Below are 23,537 nucleotides of genomic sequence, written 5' to 3' on the forward strand. Positions count from 1 at the left end.
TCATGAGCGACGGAAAGAAAAAGCTTTCCTTCTTGACGGTCATTTCGACCATCATCTGCGTCGTCTTCGTTTGCGAGGCCGCCGCTCCTGCTGCTGCCATTGGCAACCAGCAGTTCTTCTGGTGGATCTTCCTGATCCTGACCTTCCTGCTTCCCTACGGCATGGTTGTCGCCGAGCTCGGTACCACCTATGACGGCGAGGGCGGCATTTACGACTGGGTACGCGATGGCCTGGGCGACAAATGGGGCGCCCGCATCTCGTACTACTACTGGGTCAACTACCCGCTGTGGATCGCCTCGCTGGCTACCATGTTCCCCGACATTTTGGGCATGGTCTTTGGCGTCGAGTTCAACTTGATCGCCAAGATGGGTATCGATCTTGCCTTTGTGTGGATCGTCTACCTCATGGGCCGCTCCAAGGCGGCCGACTCCGAGTGGGTCCTTAACGGTGGCGCCATCATCAAGGTCGCCGTCGCCGTTATCGTTGGCGCTTTGGGCATTTGGTATGCCATGGAGAACGGTTTTGCGAACGACATGTCCGCTGCCACCTTCCTGCCCGAGCTCACCAACACCAACGCTCTCGGTTACCTGTCGATCATCATCTTTAACTTCATGGGCTTCGAGGTCATCTGCACCATGACCGACGACATGGCCGATCCCGCTCGCGATATCCCCAAGGCCATCATCGTCGGTGGCCTGTCCATCGCCGTGATCTACCTGTTCGCTGGCTTTGGCATCGGCGCTGCTGTGCCGGCCGATTCCATCGACCCCGACTATGGCATGATTGTCGCAGTCCAGACCATGGTGGGCGACTCCATGATCTTCAAGGTCATCTGCATCGCCTTCCTGATCACCCTGTTCGCCAACATGGCCGCCTGGTCCTTCGGCGTCAACTCCGTCGCCCGCTACGCTGCCGAGCACGGCAACATGCCCAAGGTCTTCGCCTCGATGATTTCGGATGATGACATGCCCAACGGCGCCAACCTGGTCAACGCCGTCGTTGCCTCCCTGGTGCTGTGCCTGCAGCTCGTTCCCATCGACGCCATCTCCAACGGCGTCTTCTGGATGCTCTTCGGCACCTCCGTCGTCTTCCTGCTGCTGACCTACATCCCGATGTTCCCGGCGTTCCTCAACCTTCGCAAGAACGACCCCGACCGCGAGCGCATCTTCACGTTCCCGTTTAAGGGTGCCATGATGAAGGTCATGCTGGCCATCCCTTGCATCGAGCTGATCCTGGCCATCGTTGCAACGCTGGTGCCGCTCTCCGCCGCCGAGATTGGCGACAAGCTCCCGATGATCGTTATCTTCATCGTGCTTCTGCTCATCGGCGAGGTTGTCCGCGTCGTCAGCGCCAAGGGCCGCGAGACCGAGTACAAGGGCCTCACTCCCGAGCTGGCAGCTCAGCGTCTCGCTGAGGAGGCCGCCGAGGCCGAGGAGAACTAGAGCACCCGGTTCTGGGGCTCCAACCCTCCTCGTGTACCAACGCGCGCTTCGTCGGGCTTGTCGCTCCCGACTCCGGGCACTCTAGCCTCTTCGGAGACGTGCCCAAGCGACAGGTTTGCTAACCATTCCCCGGGGTGGGTGTGAGCGATAGCTCCGGTAACCACCGCCCACCCCAATCTCTCTTCCGTATCCTTCGTGCGTTTTGTCTCCGCGCACTTGGTTACGTCGTCGCTTGCCGGTGCGACTCCGTGAAAACCGGCGCCGGGCGCCCCGACCCTTGCCGGGGAACGGGCGCCTACCATCTCTTGGTTTTAGGCTGCGGGTAACCCGCCCGCAGCAAGCGATCGTTCGATTTGGAGGATATCTTATGCGTACGATCACCGAGTCCGAGTCCACCCCCAAGGCCGACGGCTTCTTTATGCCCGCTGAGTTCGCCCCGCAGGATCGCGTGTGGATGGGTTGGCCCCACCGCACCGACACCTGGGCCCACGGCGCCAAGCCGGCTCAGAAGCAGTATGCCGCCATCGCCCGCGCCATCGCCGAGTTCACCCCGGTTACCATGTGCGCCAACCAGGTCGACTATGCCAACTGCAAGGCCGTCTTCGAGGAGGACGAGAACGTCACCGTCATCGAGATGACCACCGACGACGCCTGGTTCCGCGACACCGCCGCCACCTACGTCATCAACGGCAAGGGTGAGAAGCGCGCCAACCACTGGCACTTCAACGCCTACGGCGGTCTCGTCGACGGCCTCTATTTCCCGTGGGACAAGGACGAGCAGATCGCCCTTAAGATGGCTGAGCTTTCCGGCTGCCGCCGCTATCGTCCCGATGACATGATCCTCGAGGGCGGCTCCATCACCGTTGACGGCGAGGGCACCCTTGTCGTGACCGACCAGTGCCTGCTTTCCCCGGGCCGCACCTGCTCTGCAGTGCTCGAGGAGGAAGAGGATCCCGAGTCCATCTGGCCCAAGTTCCACAAGAAGTTTGAGCCCTGGAGCGAGGAGCTTCGCGCCTACATGGACGAGCACCTCAAGGATTACCTGGGCGTCGAGAAGGTCATCTGGGTCAAGGAGGGCATCGACCCCGAGGAGACCAACGGCCACATCGACGACGTCGCCACGTTCATCGCCCCGGGCGTCATGGCCTGCATCTGGACCGACGATCCCGAGTATCCGTTCTACGAGCAGTGCCACGCTGCCTACGAGACCCTCTCCAACGCCGTTGACGCCAAGGGCCGCAAGATGAAGGTCTACAAGCTCTGCATGCCCGTGACCCCGCTGTTCATGGACCAGGCCTCCTGCGACACCATCGACGCCGACGAGAACGCCGAGCCGCGCGTCCCCGACGAGCCGCTGATCGCGTCCTACATGAACTACCTGGTCACCAACCACGGCGTCATCGTCCCGCAGTACGGCGACGAGAACGACCAGCTGGCCGTCGACACGCTCCAGAAGATCTATGACGAGGTCTGGGGCGAGGGCGTCTACAAGTGCGTCGGCGTCCAGTCCGAGCAGGTCGTCTTCGGCGGCGGCAACATCCACTGCATTACGCAGCAGGAGCCCTCGGCGTAACTCAGGCACGCCACCTTGGCGTTCACTCGTCGCTTACGTAGCGTCAGTACGCTACGCTCCTCGTTCGCGCCAATCTGGCGCACCTGAGCACGCCGAGTAAACGTCTGACTTTCCGAGGCACCCCATCTCGCCGCTCAAACCGTCGCTCGCGTACCAAAGTACGCTTCGCTCCTCTTTCGCGGCGACCTGGGGCACCTCGAAAACCCAGCCGATCAATCGGACGGTCGGTGAATCGGACCATCTTGGGGCATTGATGGCTGATTTGCTTGATGTCTTGGTCGGTTGGGTTTTCTTTGGGCACTCCGTTGCCTCCACATCGGAGTGCCTTTTTTCTTTGATTGAATACGCGTCTGGCCTGGGATTTTTTGCGGGTTAGGCCAATTGTTCGCTTGAATTTCCCAGGTCAGACGCGTCTTCAATTGCCGAAAGTTCCCGGTCGCGAACGCGGCCGTTTTGATCGGAGTATCTATGTACCAGCGTATCGTTATCTACACGCGCCTGTTCCGCGAGCGTTGGTCCAATAATTGCATCCTCTCTTCTCTTTGGGATGGCACCTGCACCGGTGACGCGGCCTGCAACCCTACCTTGGGCTGCGCCTTCGGTACAGATGCCATCCTTTTTGCTGTAGGGGGAGCGTGCCATGGCAGGTAAAAAGTTCTCCCTGATCGAGGTCATCCTTTCGGTTATCTGCGTCGTGTTTACCATCGAGGCGGCGGCTCCGGCATCTGCCATGGGCAACGTGCAGTTCTTCTGGTGGATCTTCCTTATCATTACGTTTTTGCTTCCCTATGGTCTGGTGGTGGCCGAGCTGGGTACGGCGTTTGATTCCGAGGGCGGCCTGTACGATTGGGTTCGCTTGGGCCTGGGCGACCGTTGGGGCGCCCGTTGCTCTTGGTGCTACTGGGTTAACTTTCCGCTGTGGGTGGCAAGTATCGCCTGCATGTTCCCCAGTGTCATTAATGCGGTGTGGGGTATCGAGTTTTCACTCGGGATCCGAATTGCCATCGAGATTGCCTTTGTGTGGGGCGTCACGGTCATGGCAATGCAGCCGGTTGCCGAGGCCGATTGGGTCATGGACGGCGGCGCCGTCATCAAGGTGCTCATTACCGCTGTGGTGGGAATCGTCGGCATTTGGTTTGCCTGCAATAACGGCTTTGCCAACGACATGTCGTTTAAGACCTTCATTCCAGATCTGGGCGACACCAATTCGTTGACGTACCTATCGATCATCCTATTCAACTTTATGGGCTTTGAGGTGGTCGCGACTTTTGCCAGCACGATGAAGAACCCGTCGTGCGATATCCCCAAGGCGGTTATTGCCGGTGGCGTGGCCATTGCGGCAATTTACATCATTTGCGGCATTGGCATTGGAGCCGCGGTTCCCACCGAGCAGCTTTCACTCGATTCGGGCATTGTGGACGCAGTCGCCGCTATGGTGGGGCGCGCTCACCCGCTGACGATGGTCGTTGGCGTGGCCTTTTTGGTGACGCTGTTCGCCAACATGATCTGCTGGAGCTTTGGCGTCAACAACGTGGCGAGCTATGCCGCGCGCCATGGCAACATGCCGCGCCCCTTTGCGCTGGTGTCCAAGAAGACCGGCATGCCCAATGGCTCGGCAATCATTAACGGTTGTTTTGCCAGCTTGGTGCTGCTACTTCAGATTCCGCTGGGCGAGGGTTCCGACGTTTTTTGGGTATTCTTTTCGATGAACGTCGTCTTTCTGCTCATGAGCTATATCCCGATGTTCCCAGCGTTTTGGCGCCTGCGCAAATATGACGATCGCCCGCGCGTGTTCCGTGCACCCTTCGAGGGCAAGGTGCTTGCGGTGGCACTTGCGATTCCCGTGGTGGAGCTTGTGCTTTCGATTGTCGCTACGATTGTGCCGCTCAACGGCTCGCCCGCCGAAATGGCAAAGTTGCCCATTCTCATGGGTGTGGTGATCGTCGTGTTGCTGGGCGAGGTTTCGCGCCTCATATCGCGCCGCGGCCGCAGCGTCGACAATCCCGGCGTTGGTGCAAGGGAATCAGGTTTCTTTGCACCAAAACAGTAGCGCCGCGAGTTGCGCAGCGCTTGCTGTGTCTTGGATTACTGCTCGCAGTGCTCGGGATCAGAAGCGAGCTTAGGCGCAAAGTAGGGAACGTGGCCCAGGTACGGACAGCCGTCCGGGCGCTCGTCGACAACGCAGGGGATATCGTCGTAGGTGAGTGAGTCGCTCAGGCGGGCGATGGCCTTAGCGGCAGGAGCGACGAGCATCTTGAGAGGTGCGATAGGCGCCATGGCATCTCCTTTCTTGCATGCGACCCGTGTTTTGGCGCGAATGTATACGCCGCCAGTCTAGCATCCCGCCGCGGAGAGCTCCAAACCACCACAAAGGGGACAGGCACCTTTGTGGTGGTCCTTGATTCTCATCTTCATTGCAACAGACTCAGGACTCAGCGCAACGCGTTGCGCTGAGTCCTGAGGCGCGAATCCGGGTAGGCAACCCCAGAGGGGCCGGAATCCCCCGGCCCGCGATGGAGGGAGGCCGAAATGTCCAGACCGAAGCCGTCCGGGAGGTCGTACGGGAGGCTCACGAGGCATGAGAGGAACACGGTCGAGAGGATGCTCGACCTCAACCGCAGCGCCCGCGAGATCGCCGCGGAGCTCGGCAGGTCGCCATCGACCGTGACCAGGGAGGTGGCGGCGCACCGCTACGTCACGGCGCCGCGCTCGCGCTACGGCGAGCCCGCTCCCGCGGACCTGTCGGGGGCCTGCCCCAGGCTCTCCTCGTGGCCGAGGTGCTGCAACGGCTGCTCGCACAGGAGGGGCTACGGCTGCTCGAGGAGGCCCAGGGTGTTCTACAGCGCCAGGAGGGCGCAGGAGGCGGCCGACGCCGAGCTCTCGGGCAGCAGGTCCGGGATCGACGAGACCGAGGAGGGCGCCGCCGCCAAGCTCGCGGCCATCAGGGACGGGCTCGCGCGCGGGCTCTCCCCGCAGCAGATAGCGGCGGCGACCCCCGGGCTCAGCGCCTCCACCGTCTACAGGTGGGTGGACGCCGGCTACGACGGCATGACGAACATGGAGCTCAGGCGCAAGGTCGGCTACAGGCCGAGGTCGCGCCGGGCCCCGGGGAGGGCGACGTCCCACTCGGCGCGCAGGTCGCACGCGTCGTTCCTCGCGCTCGGCGAGGACGCCTGCGCCGCGGCCTGGGAGATGGACACCGTCGAGGGCGCCAGGGGCGACTCCGCCAGGCTCCTCACGCTCCTGCACCGCCCGAGCCGCTTCCAGCTGGCCCTGCCGCTGCCGGACGGCACGTGCGCCTCGGTCCTGGCGGCGCTCTCCTCCCTGCGCGCGGTCCTCGGCGAGGACGGCGCGAGGCGCGCCTTCGGCGCCGTGCTCACCGACAACGGCAGCGAGTTCGCCGACGAGGGCGCCATCGCGGCGCTGCTCGGCGAGCGGGACGGCGAGACCAGGCTCTTCTACTGCGACCCCCGGCAGAGCCAGCAGAAGGGCGCGTGCGAGAAGAACCACGTCGAGATCAGGAAGCTGCTGCCCAAGGGCGCCGGGGCCAGGTTCGACCGGCTGGAGGCGGCGGACTGCGCGCTGCTCATGTCGCAGGTGAACTCCGAGCCGAGGGGGCGCTCGGGTTCCTGACGCCGGCGCGCGTGCTGCGGATGGCCCTCGGGGAGGACGCCTCCGCCCTCATGGACGCGTTCGGGATAGAGGAGCTGGCGCCCGGCGAGCTCGACCTCACGCCCGGCTGCATCGACAGGGCCAGGGCCGCGAGGGGCGAGGGGCCGCTGGCGGGATAGGCGGCGGGCCGGGACATGGGCCGGAGGGCCCGTTGCGCTGAGTCCGGAACGGCTGCGCGGCGGGCTGGCGGAGCATGCGGCGGCGGCATGGGGGCACCGGCCTCCACAGCCTCTCCACCTGCGGAAACGAGGCGACGGCCAGGCGCCGGGGGCTATTTCCGCGTTGCGCTAGCTGCGGAAACGCGGGGTCCGTTCAGGCTGTTGCGTTGAGATTGAAAATCAACCCCTTTGTGGTGGTTTTGGTGTTTGACCAGATAATACCTGTTATCGCTCCCGGGCAGTCGTTGGGGACGTTCTAAAACGGTTATATGTCACTATCCAATAACGCCTCTGAACTGGGCCACTATTAGATTATGGAAAACACTACTGCAAGATTATGGCAAATGATACTGTCAGATTATTGCGTGTGCTGCTGTAGTCGTCGGGGGCCTGCCTTATGAGCGCCGGCATGGTGCGAACTGTCATCGCTGCCCGCTGCAGCGAGTAGCAAGCGGGCAAAACCGCCTCAAAACCAGCGCGAACAACCGCCGCGAAGAGGATCGGATCCCTTTCGCGGCGGTTGTTCGCCTATCTGGAGCGCCTCAAAACCAAGTGAGTAGGCTTTTTTGGATCTGCCGAGCATATCACGACAAGTGCTCAATAAAACCGCAGGTCAGCGCTGTGGCGATTCGGGGTGTGCTCGGCCTCCTGCAAAAAGTCTACTCACTTGGTTTTGGCTGCTAGAAGACTGCCGCGAGGGAAGGCAACTTCCTCGCGGCGGTTGGCGTTTACCCAGATAAAACCTGCCAAAATAAACCTGTCCCTTTTTGGCATGTCCCTTTTGGCGTGGCTGATTGCTTTGGGCTGTCTTGGAGAAAGCCCGTGAGGCGGCACTCAAGCTAATCCTGCGTGTCGCCTCCGTACATGTAGACGATAAAGCCGTCGCCGGTGTCTTGGCTGTGATCTTCCAAGATGCGCTTCATGTTGAGGTGCTCGTAGAACTGCCAGTCGGAGCTGCAGTCGCTCATCAGGAAGAACTTGGTGCAGCCTGCCCGGGCGAGCTCGGCGCGCGCAAGGTCGATGAGCGCGCGGCCGAGCCCCTTGCCCTGCCACTCGGGCACGATGATGATGAGGTTGAGTTGGCCCTGGGCATACTCATTGCCCGTGGCGGCAAAGCGGTCGGCCGTGGCCTTCTCGCGGCTGTCGCCAAAGAGCGAGCCCTCGAGCTTGGCGTCGGCGGTCTTCGCCATCTCGGTTGCCTGGGCGAACATCTCGTCGTAGCAGGGTACCCACGTGGGGTTGGTACGCGGCTTGCCGTCTTCGAAGATGCCGATGCAGCAGGCGGCGATAATGCGGCCCTCGGCCTCGGCGACAAGCGCGATGGGGGAGCGCTGCAGCTGCATGGCGATGTTAAAGCGCGCGCAGAAATCGGCAGCTTCGACGTCGCCGCGGTTGCGCAGCGTGTTGCACCACAGCTGGTTGTAGATGGCGGCGATGCCGGTCAGGTCATCAAGTGTGGTGGCGCGCAGGGCTACGTTGTCAAGGCTCATGGAGGCTCCTTCCGGGTTGGGTCAGGCCACCTCTGAGTGTGACATGGCCGCAGGGCCGCCGCATCAACCATTCGGTAGACGACCCCCGATCCCACGGGGGCGGAGAGATAGTCATTGGGGACGTTCTTAAACGACTGGTCAAACAAGAGCGTCCCCAACGACTACCTCAAGGAATGTCCCAGACTGCCGGCAGAAAAGGAACGTCCCCAACTGCCGCATCCGGAGCAAGACAACGCCGCAGGTAGAGGACGGACAGCGAGCGGGTCGCATTTGAGACAAGGTGACGTGAAACGAAAGGGCGCCGACCTTCTGGTTGCGCCCTTGAAGTTGAACGTCAGATTGTCCAAATGCGGCCCACGTAACTAAACCCGCTCTGCGATCTCGTGGATGAGGTAGTCGGTCTTTTCCCAGCCTAGGCACGGGTCGGTGATCGACTTGCCAAAGACGCCGCCGTCGACCGGCTGGTTGCCGTCCTCCAGGTAAGACTCGATCATAAAGCCCTTGACCAGCTTGGAGATGGACTCGTTGCGGCGGCAGCTGTCGAGCACTTCCTTGCAAATGCGATACTGCTCCAGCGGACGCTTGCCCGAGTTGTCATGGTTGCAGTCGATGATCGCTGCCGGATTGGCATAGCCGGCATGCTCGGTATAGCGCTCGGCCAGGCGCTCCAGGTGCTCGTAGTGGTAATTGGGGTAGGTGCGCCCATCGAGGCCGATGTAGCCGCGCATGACGGCGTGCGCGAGCGGGTTGCCATCGCACTCGACCTCCCAGTTGCGGAAGATGAAGCTCTGGTGCGCCTGCGCGGCGTAAATAGAGTTGAGCATGACGGTGGTGGAACCGGCGGTGGGGTTCTTCATGCCCACGGGCACCGAAATGCCGCTCGACACCAGGCGATGCTCCTGGTTTTCGACCGAGCGCGCGCCCACGGCAACATAGCTCAACAGGTCAACGAGGTACTGGTAGTTGGACGGATAGAGCATCTCGTCGGCGGTGAAGAAGCCCGTTTCCTCAATAACACGCAGATGCATATGGCGGATGGCCTTGACGCCCTCGAGCAGGTCGTCGGGAGCCTCGGGGTTGGGGTTGTGCAGAAGGCCCTTGTAGCCGGTGCCCTTGGTACGCGGCTTATTGGTGTAGACGCGCGGAATGATGATGAGCTTGTCCTTGACCTCCTCGGCGGTCTTGACCAGGCGGTTCATGTACTCAAGCACCGAATCCTCGCGGTCGGCAGAGCACGGGCCGATGATGAGCACCTTACGTGCGTCCTCGCCGGTAAAGACTTTGGCGACCTCGGCATCGAATGCCTGCTTCTTGGCAGTAAGCTCGGCGGAAAGCGGCATTTCCTCGCGGATCTCCATGGGGATTGGCAGCCTGCGTTTGAATTCCATGGCCATGCGGGGCCTCCTCAATCTATAGAAAGAGCAATAAGCGTATTGTCGAGTGTTCGGCATTATCCGCTGTCGCACGCTAAAGTGCAAGCGAAACCTGCCGAAAAAGGACAGGTTTGTTTTGTTCGGTTTTATCTGGGAAAATGTCGGCACTTGCCGGAAGGGGAAGGCCGGCGTACGGCACGCTGGAGCAAGTTGGATCTTCTGCGGCATACCCCGTGGGCAAAAAATGGCAAATATGAGTACTGTTGCTATTGTAGTGCCATATTGCCGGCAAAAGATAATAGACATAACAGAAAATATGTTCATTAACCTAACACATATAAGTCCGCTATAGAGCTATTTGATCAATTTAGGAGCGCGTGCAAGCCGTGTGAGCAGCATTTGGTGCTGTTTTGGCTGTTACTAAAAAAGTAACAGTACTCATATTTGCCATTTTTTGCCCACGGGGCTTGGAGTGGGCTGTCAATCAGGTCCCAGGGGAGGCAGTTCGAGGCCCAAAGGAAACAAAACGGGGGCGCAGTTCATTCTGCGCCCCCGTTTTGTGTATTGCGGTTGTTTGCCGCCGGTTTTACGCCGCTTCGTCGAACTGCGAGTTGTACAGGTCGGCGTAGAAGCCGCCCTGGGCGAGCAGTTCGTCGTGTGTGCCCTTCTCGACGATGTCGCCGTCGCGGATCACCAAGATCACGTCGGCGTTACGGATCGTGGACAGGCGGTGCGCGATGACAAAGCTTGTACGGCCCTGCATCAGCGCATCCATGGCGCGCTGAATGAGCTCCTCGGTGCGGGTGTCCACGTTGGAAGTCGCCTCGTCTAGAATCAGCGCCGGGCGGTCGGCCAAAATGGCACGGGCGATGGTCACGAGCTGGCGCTGACCCTGCGACAGGTTAGTGCCCTCCTCGTTGATCATAAAGTCGTAGCCACCGGCGAGCGTATGGATAAAGTGGTCGCAGCGTGCGGCGCGTGCGGCGGCTTCGACTTCGGCATCGCTCGCATCGGGGCGTCCGTAGCGAATGTTCTCGCGAATGGTGCCGTTAAACAGCCAGGTATCCTGCAGCACCATGGCAAACTCGCCGCGCAGTGCCGCGCGGTCCCAGTCGCGCACGTCGATGCCCTCGACGCGCAGTGAACCGCCGTCCACGTCGTAGAAGCGCTGCAGCAGCTTGATGAGCGTGGTCTTGCCAGCGCCGGTGGGACCGACGATGGCGATGGTCTGACCGGGCTCGGCCTCGCAGCTAAAGTCGTGGATGATGGTCTTGTCCGGCGTGTAGCCAAACTTGACGTGGTCGAACTCCACGTGACCGGGGCGCTTCTCGGGAATCTGCGCGTCGGCCTTCTGCTCCTCCTCGGCCGCGGCCAGGAACTCAAAGACGCGCTCGGTGGCGGCGGCCATCGACTGCATCGTGTTGCTCACGTTGCCCAGCTGCTGCACGGGTTGCGTAAAGTTGCGAACGTACTGGATAAAGCTCTGGATGTCGCCGGGTGTGGCATTGCCGGTCAGCGCGAGCTGCGCGCCCACCACGACGACGCCCACGTAGCCCATGTTGCCCACCAGACTCATAAGCGGCATCATCAGGCCCGACAGGAACTGAGAGCGCCAACCGCTCATAAAGAGGCGGTCGTTCTCTTTGTCGAACTCCTCGATCGAGGCCTCGGCGCGGTCGAACACCTGAATGACGTTCTGGCCGGCAAAGTCCTCCTCGATGATGCCGTTGACGGCGCCCAGGACCTGCTGCTGCTCGCGGAAGTACGGCTGCGAGAAGTGAATCATCACGGTCAGGATAATCGCGGCTGCCGGCAGTGTGAGCACGGTGACGCCGGTGAGCGGCAGACTGATCGACAGCATCATGACGAGCACGCCGATAATCTGCGTCACCGATGTGATGAGTTGCGTCACGCTCTGGTTGAGTGACTGACCCAGCGTGTCGACATCGTTGGTGATGCGGCTGAGCACGTCGCCCTTGCTGTGGCCGTTGAAGTAGCTCATCGGCACGACAGCGATCTTGGCGGCGATCTCCTTGCGCATGCGATAACAAATCTTTTGCGTGACGCCGGTCATGAGCCAGCCTTGGATCAGGCTGCAGGCAGAGCTCGCCAGATACAGACAGAGCAAAAAGCCGAGCGTCTTGGCGATCCAGGCAAAGTCGACATCGCCGGTGCCGTTGACCTTGGCAACCAGGCCCTCGAACAGCTTGGTCGTAACCTGGCCAAGTACCTTTGGCCCCACAATGTTAAAGATGACCGAGCACACGGCAAAGGCGACGGCGGCAAACACGGCAATCTTGTGCTGGCCGATATAGCCGAGCAGCTGCCTCATGGTGCCCTTAAAGTCCTTGGCCTTTTCGCCACGGCGCATGCCACCCATGCGGCCCATGGGACCACGCTGGCGGGTGGGCTTGGGAATCTGAGTCTTGGTCTCGTCTGCCATTAGCGCTCGCCTCCTTCCATGACGGCTGCAATTTCTTCTTGGGTAAGCCCCAGCTCCTCGGCGGAAAGCTGCGACTGTGCAATCTCCAGGTACGCCGGGCAGCCGTGCAGCAGCTCCTCGTGCGTGCCGGTGCCCACTACGTGACCGTCGTCGAGCACGATGATCTGGTCGGCGTGCATGATGGTCGCGATGCGCTGGGCCACGACCACGAGTGCGGCGTCGGTGACGTTTTTGGCCAGCTCCTCGCGCAGGCGCGCGTCGGTCTTGTAGTCGAGGGCGCTAAACGAGTCATCGAACACCACGACCTCGGGCTTTTTGGCCAACGCGCGGGCGATGGCCAGACGCTGGCGCTGGCCGCCCGAAACATTGGAGCCGCCCTGGCTGATGGGGGAGTCGTAGCCGCCCTCGCGCTCGGCGATAAAGTCCTCGGCCTGGGCGATGCGTGCCGCCTGGCGCATGTCATCATCGCTCACCATGTCGCCGGCAAACTTGAGGTTGCTCTCGACGGTGCCCGAGAACAGGCGACCCTGCTGCGGGATGTAACCAATGCGGTGGCGCAGCTCGGAAAGGGTCATGTCGCGCACGTCGATGCCGTCGAGCGAAATGCTGCCGCCCGTGACGTCGTACAGGCGCGGAATCAGCTGCACGAGCGTGGACTTGCCCGAACCCGTTGAGCCAATGATGCCGAGCATCTGGCCGGCATGCGTGGTGAAGTTCACGCCGCTGATGACATCGGCGCGGGCATCGGGGTACTGGAAGCTCACGTCGCGGAAGGTGAGCTCACCGCGCGGCGCGCTGGCTGCGGGCAGTTTGGGCGAGGCAGGGTCGTTGATGCTCGTGGGGCAGGTGATGACCTCTTCCACGCGCTCTGCTGCGACCTCGGCGCGGGGCAGGATAACCGAAACCATGGTGAGGATCATGAACGCCATGACGATCTGCATGGTGTAGGAGATGAACGCCATCATGTTGCCGACCTGCATCACGCCGTCGGACACGCCCTGCGCGCCAAACCAGACGATAAGCACGGTGATGCAGTTCATGACGAGCATCATGAGCGGCATCATAAAGCTCATGGCGCGGTTGGTGTAGAGCTGCGTGGTCATCAGGTCGAGGGACGCCTGGTCAAAGCGCTCGAGCTCATGCTCCTCGCGGTTAAACGAGCGGATGGGCATAAGGCCGTCGAGCAGCTCGCGGGCGGTAAGGTTCACGCGGTCCACAAAGCTCTGCATCTTTTTGAACTTGGGCATGGTGAGGCCCATAAGCACGCCGACGACGGCCGAGACCGCGATGATGGCCACGGCGATGGTCCACTCCAGGCCGGTGTGGTTGGCCAGGACGCGCATGACGGCGACGATGCCCATGACGGGCGCCATGAGGCACATGCGGATAAACAGGGTTGCGGCCATCTGAATCTGCTGAATGTCGTTGGTGCAGCGAGTGATGAGCGAGGCCTGGCTAAACTTGCCCACCTCGGCCGGCGAGAAGTGCATGACCTTGTTGAAGGTCTCGCGGCGCAGGTCGCGTGCGATGGAACAGGCGGTGCGCGAGGCCACGGCGCCGGTTAGGATGGTGGCGACCAGTGAGATCAGGCACAGACCAAACATCGTGGTCGCCATGCGGCCCAGGTAGGCGTTCTGCACGTCGGCGGGGTCGATGCCCTGTGCCTTGTACTCGTCCTGCACATAGCTCACGGCGCGCTGAGTGACGATGGAGCCCGACATGGAGCCCATTTTGTCCGCCATTTCGTTGGCGCCCTCGACGAGCTTGCTTTGGTCTACCAGACCGCCCTCGACACCCAGGCGCAGGCTCTTCATGGTGATCTTACCGCCGTCGGCGTCGATCTGCTTTTGCATGTTCTGCGCCGCTGCGGCCTTCTGCTGCATCTCGGCGAGCTGCTCGGACGTCATCGCCGCCATCTGCTCGGGGGAGGGCATGGCCTGGGCGGTGCTGTTGTCTTGTTCGTTGGACGTGCCCATCATGTCGCCCATGGAGCCAGCGTCGATGCCCTGGTTGAGCGAAAGGACGACGGTCTCGGGCAGGCTCATAATGTCAGCAATCTTGCCGCCATCGGTGCGCTCTTCCTCGGTGCCCTTGTACGTCCGAATGCCGTTGTTGTCTGCCTTGCTAAACACGGCCTCTACCGCTTTGGCGTCCTTGGTGCTCATAAAGAGCTCAAGGTCATCGAGTGATTCGGCACGAATGGTGTCGGGCACGGGCGAGGCGATGCCGCCTTGCTGTACGCCCACGTCGACGATGTCGCTCATGTAGGTAGGCAGTGCCAGATCGGCGTTGCAGCTGATTACGATAAGTACGATAGCTGTGAACAGTGCCAGGACATGCTTTTTAAAGAGCTTGAGAATCCTCACTCGGCATCTCTCCTTTCTTGATTGCGGTCGATAATTTCGTTGAAACGCCTTAGAAGGCGCACCATCTCTTGGGTATCTGTTTCGCCGAGCTGCTCGAGGAAGGCCGCGGTGCGCTCCTCGAATTCCCGACGTTTGATTTCGAGATTCTGGAATCCCTTATCGGTCATCGTGACGTGTACACGACGACGGTCGGTCTTTGAGTGCTCGCGCTCGACCCAGCCCTTGGCTTCGAGAGTGCGTAAGATATTGGCGATGCGGGCACTCGAGACCCAGGCGCGATCGGCGAGTTCGCTCGGCGTGAGCGAACCGCCGGCGAGCATGAGAGCGCGCATGACGGCCATCTCGCCGCCGAGAGCTTTGTCCGCAAAGCGCGAAATGCGCTGATGCATGCTGCCAAACTCAGTTAAAAGCTGACGCCCAAGCTCATGGAAATCGGTATCTTCCACCGAAAACCCCTAACACTAGAAACTATTTTCGGTGAAAGATGATACCCCTGTATGCACACCTTATGCGGTAGATTTTGGGACATGCCTAGAAAACTCTCCGTACACCGTCGGTACCAGCAAAGTTGGGGGCAGATCGTTAGACATGTCCTAAAGCCTACTCAGAGGCACTTTACCCTGCTAAAGCTGGCATAACAGCTAGAGTGAAGGACGTATAAAGGCAAGGGGAAATATCAAATAATTCGGTGAACGGTAGCTGATGGCGGGCGCGTTTCCTGCGGATTTGTTGAAAACGCTCTAATGACACAAAAAAAGGAACATATAACAGCCCTGATGAAGGGGGTGGCTATGTTATCCTTCACTAACGGGTGAAATCTTGGGTTTAGGGTTGCAAGACCAAGGTGAATAAACGTTTTTCCCTGTGCTAATGTGCGGCGGAAAGCGAATGAAGCCGGTCATGCAGGTCTAACATTCAAGAATTCAATAAGCAGCGGTGTGAGAGAGCGCCGCATTACACGTAACTAGGAGCGTGGTTACACAATGCAGGAGGCATGGGAAGGCTTCAAGGAAGGCATCTGGACGGGAGAGGTTGACGTCCGAGACTTCATCCAGAAGAACTACACCCCCTACGAGGGCGACGAGTCGTTCCTCGCCGGCCCGACCGAGCGTACCAAGGAGCTGTGGGGCGAGGTTCTCGACCTGCTGCTCAAGGAGCGCGAGCAGGGCGGCGTCCTCGATATGGACACCAAGACCGTCACGGGTATCGTGAGCCACCCCGCTGGCTACATCGATAACGCCCATCGCGACAAGGAGACCATCGTCGGCCTCCAGACCGACAAGCCGCTCAAGCGCGCGCTGCACGTCAACGGTGGTATCCGCATCGCTTGCCAGGCTGCCAGCCAGCACGGCTACAAGATCGACGAGAACGTTGTCGAGCGCTACACCTTCGAGCGCAAGACCCACAACGCCGGCGTCTTCGATGTCTACACCCCCGAGATGCGCGCCTGCCGTTCGGCCCACATCATCACCGGTCTGCCCGATGGCTATGGCCGCGGCCGCATCATCGGCGACTACCGTCGTGTCGCCCTGTACGGTGTCGACTACCTGATCAAGGACAAGGAGGCCCAGAAGGCTTCCACCCCGACGGTCATGACCGCCGACAACATCCGCGATCGTGAGGAGCTGCAGGAGCAGATCCGCGCCCTCGGCGAGCTCAAGATGATGGCCGAGACCTATGGTTTCGACATTTCCAACCCTGCTACCAACACGCAGGAGGCCATCCAGTGGATGTACTTCGCCTACCTCGCTTCCGTCAAGGAGCAGAACGGCGCCGCTATGTCCATCGGCCGTACCTCTACGTTCATCGACATTTACGCTGAGCGCGACCTTGCCAACGGTACCTTCACCGAGGAGCAGATCCAGGAGTTCGTGGATCACTTCATCATGAAGCTCCGCATGGTCAAGTTTGCCCGTACCCCCGAGTACCAGGCCCTGTTCACCGGCGATCCGCAGTGGGTCACCGAGTCCATCGGCGGCATGGGTGTTGACGGCCGTACGCTCGTTACCAAGATGAGCTACCGCTACCTGCACACGCTCGAGAACATGGGCACCAGCCCCGAGCCCAACATGACCGTTCTGTGGTCGACCCGTCTGCCCGAGAACTTCAAGAAGTTCTGCGCCAAGACTTCTGTCGCCAGCTCCTCGATCCAGTACGAGAACGACGACCTCATGCGCGTTTACCACGGCGACGACTACGGCATCGCCTGCTGCGTGTCCTCCATGCGCATCGGCAAGGAGATGCAGTTCTTCGGCGCTCGCGCCAACCTGGCCAAGTGCCTGCTGTACGCACTCAACGGCGGTGTTGACGAGGTCTCCAAGAAGCAGGTCGGCCCCAAGTACCGCGCCGTCGAGGGCGATACGCTCGATTACGACGACGTTGTGGCAAAGTACAACGACATGATGAAGTGGCTCGCTGGCGTGTACGTCAACTCGCTGAACATCATTCACTACATGCACGACAAGTATTGCTACGAGCGCATCCAGATGGCTCTGCACGACAAGCACGTGCATCGCTGGTTCGCTACGGGCATCGCTGGCCTTTCCGTCGTGGCTGACTCCCTGTCCGCCATCAAGTACGCCAAGGTCCACCCCGTCCGTGACGAGAACGGCATCATCGTCGACTTCGAGACCGAGGGCGAGTTCCCCAAGTACGGTAACGACGACGACCGCGTCGACCAGATCGCTCACGACGTTGTGCACCAGTTCATGGAGTACATCCGCATGAACGACACCTACCGCAACTCCGTGCCCACGACCTCGGTTCTGACCATCACCTCCAACGTCGTGTACGGCAAGAAGACCGGTTCTACGCCTGATGGCCGCAAGGCTGGCCAGCCCTTCGCCCCGGGTGCTAACCCCATGCACAAGCGCGATAGCCACGGCGCCATCGCTTCGCTGTCTTCGGTTTCCAAGCTCCCGTTCCGCGATGCTCAGGACGGCATCTCCAACACCTTCTCCATCATCCCGGGCGCGCTCGGCAAGGAGGACCAGGTGTTCTTTGGCGATATCGATCTTGATCAGCTGGGCGAGTAACTATTGTTAGTGCTATACTAACAATAACGATTACTGATTGGCGCGCCGGTTTCGGCCGGCGCCTATCGATCGAAGGAGACACATTATGAAGGTTTCTGAAGTTTCCGAGACTCAGGCCGATAACCTGGTCCACATGCTCGACGCTTACGCCGAGAAGGGTGGCCACCACCTGAACATCAACGTCTTCAACCGTGAGACGCTGCTCGACGCTCAGGCTCACCCCGAGAAGTACCCGCAGCTGACCATTCGCGTTTCCGGCTACGCCGTGAACTTCCACACGCTCACCAAGGAGCAGCAGGACGAGGTCATTTCGCGTACCTTCCACAACAAGTTCTAAAGGGGTTTAACTCCCGCAGGATCGCCGGGGCTGTTTGGGCTACCTCCCAAAACGTCCTCGGACATGCAAGAAGCCCTCGCTGCGCACTTCGTGCGGCGAGGGCTTCTTGCGTCCTGCGGAATATTTTGGGAGGTAGCCCAAACAGCCCCGGCGGGGTCCTGTGTAGTTACCCTTTAGGCGGAACTCTCCTAATGGGTTGAGCGTTCTGGATTCTTGCTTGCTACCGTTTATCGCGTATAGCTACCGTTTGCGGAATAAGTAACACTCCTTAATAAACCGTGTAGAATCTCAGATAAGCACGGAGTTTTCCAGGGAGACGCTGTCCTTTGTTGTGTGCAAGGGGCGGCGTCTCTTTGGCGCTTGGAGGCCGTTCTGCAGCAGGACGGCGGACGTGCGTCACATATTCAAAAGCCAACGTCGAGATGGGTTGTGATGATAATGGGCAAGTACGTAATCGTGGTTGAGTCTGGTTCGGATGTGACGCCGGAGCTCTGCGAGCGCTATGGCATCGTGCGCGTGCCCATGCATGTCACGATTGGTGACGAGACCGTTGAGGACGGCTCCATCGATCCGCTCGAGATTTACTCGCGCTGCAACGAGTTTGGCGTAATGCCCAAGACCAGTGGCTGTGCGCCGGCAGATTTTGCGCACGTATATGACCGTATCCATGCCGAGCAGCCCGATGCGACCATTCTGCATCTTGCGTATTCCGAGGCCACGACCTGCTCGCATCAGTCCTCGAAGATTGCGGCCCAGGGGCGCGACTACGTGTTCTCCATGGACACGCGCTTTGTCTCGGTGGGCCAGTCACTCGTTGTCGTCGAGACTGCCAAATACATCGAGGCTCATCCCGATGCCACCGTTGACGAAATTTTCGCCTTCACCAATTCGGTGATGGACCGCGTGCTGTTGGGCTTTGTCCCAACCGATCTCGCCTTCCTTAAGGCCGGCGGTCGCTTGTCCAACGTCGCGTTCCTAGGCGCCCATCTGCTCAAGATTAAGCCCTGCATCGAGGTGACGGGTGGCAAATTCGTGGCGACCAAGAAGCTCCGCGGCTCTATGCTCAAATGTGCCCGTGCCTTTATTGACCACATGGTTGCGAAGGGCGATATTGATTACTCGCACATTGGTTTGGCGTATTCAGTGGGCCTTTCCGAGGAGCTGCGCGACGATATGGAAGTCTATGCGCACGACCTGGGCTTTAAGGACGTTACCTGGACTCAGGTCGGCGGCGTCATCTCGAGCCACTGCGGCCCGACCGCCTTTGGCGCGGTGCTTACGCTTAAGGCGTAGGGCCTGGCGTCTATCGATTTCTATTGCTTCGGCGGCGAGCGGGTTGTGACAACCTTCCCGCCGCTTTTGCGTGGAGTCAAATAGGACGATCAAATTGACCGCTAAACCGTTTCGCCATCAGGCGTATGGGCTAGAATGGCTCTGGCATTTTAATTGACAAAAACCAAAGAGAGGCAAGGTTGCGGGAATGGCTGAGATGACGCTTGAGGGTGTGGATGCTCATCCCGAGGACTCTGCGTATGCCCTGGGTCGCGTGCATTCGATCGAGACGATGGGAACGGTCGACGGTCCCGGCATCCGCTTTGTAGTGTTTGTTCAGGGTTGCCCCATGCGTTGTGCGTATTGTCACAATCCCGATACCTGGTCTGTTAACGGCGGCACGATGGTGACCGTCGAGCATCTCATGGACGAGTTCCAGAGCAACCATGAGTTCTACCGTAGCGGCGGCATTACCGTTTCGGGCGGCGAACCGCTCCTGCAGCCCGAGTTTTTGGCCGACCTGTTCCGTGCAATGCACAACAACCCCGATGGCCGCGTACACACCTGCCTAGACAGCTGTGGCTATGCATTTGATCCCAAGCATCCGGAGAAGTTCGATGCTGTTCTCAACGAGACCGATATGGTGCTGCTCGACATCAAGCATGCCGATCCGATTGAGCATAAAAAGCTGACCGGTTGCGATCCTGCGCGCATCCTGGCGTTTGGCGATGAGCTTGCCCGTCGCAAGATTAAGGTTGTTATTCGCCACGTGGTGGTGCCGGGTATCACCGATACGGCGGAGGAATGCGAGAAGCTCGGTCGCCTGATCGCTCCATGGCACAACGTGGTGGGCCTGGAAATGCTGCCGTATCACACGATGGGTGTCGTCAAGTACGAGCAGCTGGGTATTCCCTATAAGCTCGAGGGCGTGCCCCAGATGGATACCGCGCGCATGCCCGAGCTGCGCAACGCCGTCATGGCCGGCATGAAAAAGCGCCGCGCCGAACTCAAAAACGCCATCGACTAGCGAGCCATTTTCGCCCCAAGGGCACTCATTGGGGACAGACTTAAATGAGTGCGCGATGGCATTGCGGGCGAGCATGTTTTGGTGCGCAACAAGGCAGGCTGGATTAGCGAGGATGGTTACTATTCGACATGCGATGCGGGCCTTATCGGCATCGATGGTCGTACCTATGTCATGAGCGTCATGACATCGATGCCGTGGGGCGACCGCTCGAGCGAGGTTACGGCCGTGATTGCAAAGGCTCTGTTTGATATGCGAGCTGCGCTGGCTTAGCGTGTTCGTTTGGCGAGGTCAAACAAAATGCTGGTACCATACCGTGGTTGAGAATTTCGTATAGGTTTGGGGAATGGTATGGCTACCATCGCGATTATCGGTGCGCTCGAAAAAGAGATCATGCAGATTAAGGAAGAGCTGAGCGACGTTTGCGAGGCACGGGAGGCAGGCTTGACCGTTGTGAGCGGCGAGCTCGACGGCCTGACAGTCGTCGCCACAACGGCGGGCATGGGCACGGTGAACGCCGCCGCTGCAACACAGCACCTCATTAGCAAGTATGCTCCGCAGGCTGTTGTGTTTTCGGGCATTGCGGGCGGTTTGAACCCCAAGCTCCATATCGACGACGTGGTCATTGGCAAACGCCTACGCTATCTGGATACCGATACCGCGCTTATCGCCGAGTCCGCACCGGGGCTTGAGGAGTTTGGTTCGACGCCCGCGCTGGTCGATATTGCCGTCGACGTGCTTGCTGAGCGTGGGTTCGTTGACGCTTCGACAAATGCAGTCGCTTCGAACGAGGGCACCAAACAGTTCCTGGTCGGCACGATTGCCACGGGTAACCGCTTTGTGACGGGCGCCGCCATGCGTAACGACGCTATCGAAGCGACGCATGCCGATTGTGTCGGCATGGAGGGCGCGGCGATTGCCCATGTCGCAACCAAAAATGGTGTCGATTGCCTGGTGTTGCGCGCTATCAGCGATAATTGTGACGAGGCGTACGATGCAATTTGCGACCGAGAGTTCGATCTGTTCGAGTACGCGCGTGTCGCAAGTAACATCACGCTCGATATCGTCCGCCGCATTGCCGCTGCGCAATAGCGCGCTCTTTTGTAAGAACCTACGACCAAGGAGTGTCCATGGCCGATTCCATTAACTACCAGCTTGCCAAGTTCGTCGCCAGCTACGGCAAGGTTTCGCAGATTCCCGAGTCCACCTGCCCCGAAGTGAGCTTTGTCGGCCGCTCCAATGTGGGCAAGTCGTCGATTATGAACAAGCTCTTTGGCCGCAAGAACCTGGTCAAGGTTTCGAGCACACCGGGCAAGACAAGCAACATCAATTTCTTCGAGGCCGACGACGTGCACTTCGTCGACCTGCCGGGCTATGGTTTCGCCCGTCGTTCTAAGGCCGAGCGCGACCGCTGGGCCGAGCTTATCGGCGACTTTTTCGACTCCGAGCGCAGCTTTAACTTGGTCGTCTCGCTGGTGGACATTCGTCACGACCCCAGCAAGCTCGATCATGACATGATCGACTACCTGCAGGGCAACGAGTTCAACTTTATCGTCTGCCTCACCAAAGCCGACAAGCTCAGCCGCACCCAGCAGGCCCGCCAGGCGGCAGCCATCAAAAAGCAGCTCAACGTCCCGGCCGAAAACGTAATCATCACAAGCTCCCAGACCGGCACCGGCATCGATGAACTCAAGCGCCGCATCGCCGAGGCCTGCCTCTAATCGGGCTGCAACCCCTCAAAAGCTCTCATCTATATCACCCCAGTGATAGTTATTGGTAAACTATCACTGGGGTGATATTTTTTAGGAGGTCGATATGGAGCTTTGGCACGGGTCGGAGGTTGTTGTCGAGCATCCATCGTTGGATAAATGCAGGCAATTCAATGACTATGGGCGCGGGTTTTATTGCACGCCACATGAGGAAATGGCAATGGAATGGGCATGCCGGACCGAGTCTGATGGCATTGCCAATCGATATGAGCTTGATTTAGATGGCCTTGCGATTTTGGATTTGGAATCAGGTGAGTTCTCGATTCTCAACTGGCTTGCAATTCTGGCGAATAAGAGAGAGTTCAATGTTTCAACGCCAGTAGCACGCGAGGGGCTTCGTTATCTGCTGGATAACTGCCTGATTGATATTTCTCCCTATGACGTTATTCGAGGCTATCGTGCAGACGATTCCTATTTCTCGTTTGCAAGACAGTTTGTCAACGGCATGATCTCGCTCAGGCAATTGCAGCGCATTATGTTTTTGGGGGATTTGGGCATTCAATATGCGCTCATGAGTGAGCGTGCGTTCTCGGCGATTAAGTTCCGCGATTGGAAGCAGGCCTCGGGAGCTGAGTTTTATCCCAAACGATTTGAGCGAGAACAGAACGCTCGACGAAAGTACCTGGATACGGTAAACGGATTTGACTCTGATGGTGTCGACATTAGGGATTTGATGGCAGGGAGGGTTGATTTAAATGATCCAAGAGTTAACGGATCGTGGGCCGAGTAGGACATACCCCGTCTACTACCTTGAGGATGCAATGAACAACCTCGGCGACTGCTTTGACTATGCCGTTAACGATTATGGGGCAGAAGGATCGGAAGTTGCTGAACTCTTTTGCCTGAGCGGCGTAGCCCGCGAGTTCGAACGCGGCAACGCATGGGTCGTATCGGGAAAATCGGGCGTTGAGCTGTTTGCGCTCATTGCCGAAAGGTTCGGCTATCAATCAAGGCCGATGCCAAATCGAACCTACCGATTCGAAAAGACACCGGAATATTGGACAGGCTGGATATTGGCATACCTTCAGTGGCGCCTAGGAGAGTCTTTCGAAGATTTGCTGCATGTCGTTCCATTCGATGTGCTACGCAGTCTGTACTACCCCTGGCACGAAGCCTCAGAGGAACGTGTGGCGCGTCTTATTTGCGATATGGCGAAGAAAACACCTCGTCAAACTAAACTGGCGCAAGCAAGAAAGAGGCTCAAGAAAACCCAACAAGACCTGGCATACGAATCGGGCGTATCACTCCGCTCAATCCAAATGTACGAGCAGCGCCAGAGAAACATCAATGAAGCTTCGGTTACAAGCGTAAGAGCCATAGCAAAAGCCCTCCACTGCAACATCGAAGACCTCCTAGAACCAGTCTTCGAATACAAAGAAACCAGCGCCGCCTAAACCAAGCACACAGCCGATGCCCGCCTCTAGGAAGTGCTCCAGCCTAGCAAGAGCCCCTACCAATAAAAAGCAACTATCAGCCCGGCGACTTTCCAGAGCGTAGGTTCCTGTAGCCGCCGCCAGCGAAGTTAACGTAGGGGAGGCCAGGGGCTTTGCCCCCAAATCTTTCCGCAGGACGGCAGGACCCCC

The 23,537-nt window shown here is 59.4% G+C and carries 19 protein-coding genes; 13 read left to right on the top strand and 6 right to left on the bottom strand.

The window, feature by feature from the left end; translation table 11 throughout:
• The first annotated feature begins 2 nt into the window (after positions 1-2).
• The 3 genes from DW180_RS02380 to DW180_RS02395 all read left to right on the top strand — a co-directional run bounded on the left by DW180_RS02380 (position 3) and on the right by DW180_RS02395 (position 5,065).
• Positions 3-1,442 carry an APC family permease gene (locus DW180_RS02380; protein WP_117583531.1) on the top strand — a complete coding sequence of 480 codons (1,440 nt, stop codon included), beginning with the start codon at positions 3-5 and terminating at the stop codon, positions 1,440-1,442.
• 367 nt (positions 1,443-1,809) lie between these two features.
• Complete coding sequence (locus DW180_RS02390) at positions 1,810-3,015, top strand: agmatine deiminase family protein (protein WP_117776866.1); 1,206 nt, start codon at positions 1,810-1,812, stop codon at positions 3,013-3,015.
• Between the two features lie 640 nt (positions 3,016-3,655).
• Positions 3,656-5,065 carry an APC family permease gene (locus tag DW180_RS02395; protein WP_089572368.1) on the top strand — a complete coding sequence of 470 codons (1,410 nt, stop codon included), beginning with the start codon at positions 3,656-3,658 and terminating at the stop codon, positions 5,063-5,065.
• Between the two features lie 35 nt (positions 5,066-5,100).
• Here the strand turns inward: DW180_RS02395 and DW180_RS02400 are convergent, their stop codons facing one another.
• The gene (locus DW180_RS02400) at positions 5,101-5,292 is read right to left on the bottom strand and encodes a hypothetical protein (RefSeq protein WP_118237234.1); all 192 of its coding nucleotides are present in this window, start codon (positions 5,290-5,292) and stop codon (positions 5,101-5,103) included.
• Between the two features lie 252 nt (positions 5,293-5,544).
• Between DW180_RS02400 and DW180_RS02405 the strand changes: the two genes are divergently transcribed.
• Positions 5,545-6,648: an IS30 family transposase gene (locus DW180_RS02405; RefSeq protein WP_233545148.1), complete on the top strand. Its 1,104-nt coding sequence runs from the start codon at positions 5,545-5,547 to the stop codon at positions 6,646-6,648.
• 1,036 nt (positions 6,649-7,684) lie between these two features.
• Here DW180_RS02405 and DW180_RS02410 read toward each other — a convergent pair.
• The 5 genes from DW180_RS02410 to DW180_RS02430 form a co-directional block, all read right to left on the bottom strand.
• Entirely contained in the window at positions 7,685-8,335 is a 651-nt protein-coding gene (locus DW180_RS02410) for a GNAT family N-acetyltransferase (protein WP_117583527.1), read from the bottom strand.
• Between the two features lie 362 nt (positions 8,336-8,697).
• A complete protein-coding gene (locus DW180_RS02415) occupies positions 8,698-9,729 on the bottom strand; it encodes a 3-deoxy-7-phosphoheptulonate synthase (protein ID WP_118237236.1) in 1,032 nt (343 codons plus the stop codon).
• A gap of 565 nt (positions 9,730-10,294) precedes the next feature.
• A complete protein-coding gene (locus tag DW180_RS02420) occupies positions 10,295-12,151 on the bottom strand; it encodes an ABC transporter ATP-binding protein (RefSeq protein ID WP_118237238.1) in 1,857 nt (618 codons plus the stop codon).
• Positions 12,151-14,517, bottom strand: a complete 2,367-nt coding sequence (locus tag DW180_RS02425) for an ABC transporter ATP-binding protein (RefSeq protein ID WP_118237240.1) — start codon at positions 14,515-14,517, stop codon at positions 12,151-12,153. The genes DW180_RS02420 and DW180_RS02425 overlap by 1 nt, the downstream gene beginning before the upstream one ends.
• On the bottom strand, positions 14,514-14,963 hold the full coding sequence (locus DW180_RS02430; protein ID WP_117583523.1) for a MarR family winged helix-turn-helix transcriptional regulator: 450 nt from the start codon (positions 14,961-14,963) through the stop codon (positions 14,514-14,516). The genes DW180_RS02425 and DW180_RS02430 overlap by 4 nt, the downstream gene beginning before the upstream one ends.
• A 537-nt stretch (positions 14,964-15,500) precedes the next feature.
• On the opposite strand from DW180_RS02430, the gene pflB reads away from it, so the two are divergent.
• The 9 genes from pflB (at position 15,501) to DW180_RS02475 (ending at position 23,348) form a co-directional block, all read left to right on the top strand.
• Positions 15,501-17,552, top strand: a complete 2,052-nt coding sequence (pflB, locus tag DW180_RS02435) for a formate C-acetyltransferase (protein ID WP_117758359.1) — start codon at positions 15,501-15,503, stop codon at positions 17,550-17,552.
• Positions 17,553-17,637: 85 nt separating this feature from the next.
• Positions 17,638-17,889 (top strand): autonomous glycyl radical cofactor GrcA3, encoded by a 252-nt coding sequence (gene grcA3 / locus DW180_RS02440; RefSeq protein WP_055252439.1) that lies wholly within the window; start codon positions 17,638-17,640, stop codon positions 17,887-17,889.
• 438 nt (positions 17,890-18,327) lie between these two features.
• A complete protein-coding gene (locus DW180_RS02445) occupies positions 18,328-19,182 on the top strand; it encodes a DegV family protein (RefSeq protein WP_118237242.1) in 855 nt (284 codons plus the stop codon).
• A 187-nt stretch (positions 19,183-19,369) separates the two neighbouring features.
• Positions 19,370-20,188, top strand: coding sequence for a pyruvate formate-lyase-activating protein (gene pflA, locus DW180_RS02450; RefSeq protein ID WP_118237244.1), 819 nt, complete (start codon positions 19,370-19,372; stop codon positions 20,186-20,188).
• A 48-nt stretch (positions 20,189-20,236) separates the two neighbouring features.
• Positions 20,237-20,458, top strand: a complete 222-nt coding sequence (locus tag DW180_RS02455; RefSeq protein ID WP_117758362.1) for a hypothetical protein — start codon at positions 20,237-20,239, stop codon at positions 20,456-20,458.
• A gap of 78 nt (positions 20,459-20,536) precedes the next feature.
• The gene (mtnN, locus tag DW180_RS02460) at positions 20,537-21,277 is read left to right on the top strand and encodes a 5'-methylthioadenosine/S-adenosylhomocysteine nucleosidase (RefSeq protein WP_099432169.1); all 741 of its coding nucleotides are present in this window, start codon (positions 20,537-20,539) and stop codon (positions 21,275-21,277) included.
• Positions 21,278-21,315: 38 nt separating this feature from the next.
• On the top strand, positions 21,316-21,906 hold the full coding sequence (gene yihA, locus DW180_RS02465) for a ribosome biogenesis GTP-binding protein YihA/YsxC (RefSeq protein ID WP_055252447.1): 591 nt from the start codon (positions 21,316-21,318) through the stop codon (positions 21,904-21,906).
• 94 nt (positions 21,907-22,000) lie between these two features.
• Entirely contained in the window at positions 22,001-22,684 is a 684-nt protein-coding gene (locus DW180_RS02470) for a DUF3990 domain-containing protein (protein WP_118237246.1), read from the top strand.
• Between the two features lie 31 nt (positions 22,685-22,715).
• Positions 22,716-23,348: a helix-turn-helix transcriptional regulator gene (locus DW180_RS02475; RefSeq protein ID WP_117758364.1), complete on the top strand. Its 633-nt coding sequence runs from the start codon at positions 22,716-22,718 to the stop codon at positions 23,346-23,348.
• Positions 23,349-23,537: the final 189 nt, after the last annotated feature.

Origin of the sequence: Collinsella sp. AM16-21, assembly GCF_003471905.1 — a bacterium.
Taxonomy (GTDB): Bacteria; Actinomycetota; Coriobacteriia; order Coriobacteriales; family Coriobacteriaceae; genus Collinsella.

Bases quoted from the DNA above. Each gene is read 5' to 3' on its own strand.
- mtnN (WP_099432169.1), top strand. From the start codon at position 20,537: ATGGCTACCATCGCGATTATCGGTGCGCTCGAAAAAGAGATCATGCAG.
- pflA (WP_118237244.1), top strand. From the start codon at position 19,370: ATGGCTGAGATGACGCTTGAGGGTGTGGATGCTCATCCCGAGGACTCT.
- DW180_RS02395 (WP_089572368.1), top strand. From the start codon at position 3,656: ATGGCAGGTAAAAAGTTCTCCCTGATCGAGGTCATCCTTTCGGTTATC.
- DW180_RS02415 (WP_118237236.1), bottom strand. From the start codon at position 9,729: ATGGCCATGGAATTCAAACGCAGGCTGCCAATCCCCATGGAGATCCGC.
- DW180_RS02470 (WP_118237246.1), top strand. From the start codon at position 22,001: ATGGAGCTTTGGCACGGGTCGGAGGTTGTTGTCGAGCATCCATCGTTG.
- DW180_RS02390 (WP_117776866.1), top strand. From the start codon at position 1,810: ATGCGTACGATCACCGAGTCCGAGTCCACCCCCAAGGCCGACGGCTTC.
- pflB (WP_117758359.1), top strand. From the start codon at position 15,501: ATGCAGGAGGCATGGGAAGGCTTCAAGGAAGGCATCTGGACGGGAGAG.
- grcA3 (WP_055252439.1), top strand. From the start codon at position 17,638: ATGAAGGTTTCTGAAGTTTCCGAGACTCAGGCCGATAACCTGGTCCAC.
- DW180_RS02405 (WP_233545148.1), top strand. From the start codon at position 5,545: ATGTCCAGACCGAAGCCGTCCGGGAGGTCGTACGGGAGGCTCACGAGG.
- DW180_RS02420 (WP_118237238.1), bottom strand. From the start codon at position 12,151: ATGGCAGACGAGACCAAGACTCAGATTCCCAAGCCCACCCGCCAGCGT.
- DW180_RS02380 (WP_117583531.1), top strand. From the start codon at position 3: ATGAGCGACGGAAAGAAAAAGCTTTCCTTCTTGACGGTCATTTCGACC.
- DW180_RS02445 (WP_118237242.1), top strand. From the start codon at position 18,328: ATGGGCAAGTACGTAATCGTGGTTGAGTCTGGTTCGGATGTGACGCCG.
- DW180_RS02400 (WP_118237234.1), bottom strand. From the start codon at position 5,292: ATGGCGCCTATCGCACCTCTCAAGATGCTCGTCGCTCCTGCCGCTAAG.
- DW180_RS02410 (WP_117583527.1), bottom strand. From the start codon at position 8,335: ATGAGCCTTGACAACGTAGCCCTGCGCGCCACCACACTTGATGACCTG.
- DW180_RS02475 (WP_117758364.1), top strand. From the start codon at position 22,716: ATGAACAACCTCGGCGACTGCTTTGACTATGCCGTTAACGATTATGGG.
- yihA (WP_055252447.1), top strand. From the start codon at position 21,316: ATGGCCGATTCCATTAACTACCAGCTTGCCAAGTTCGTCGCCAGCTAC.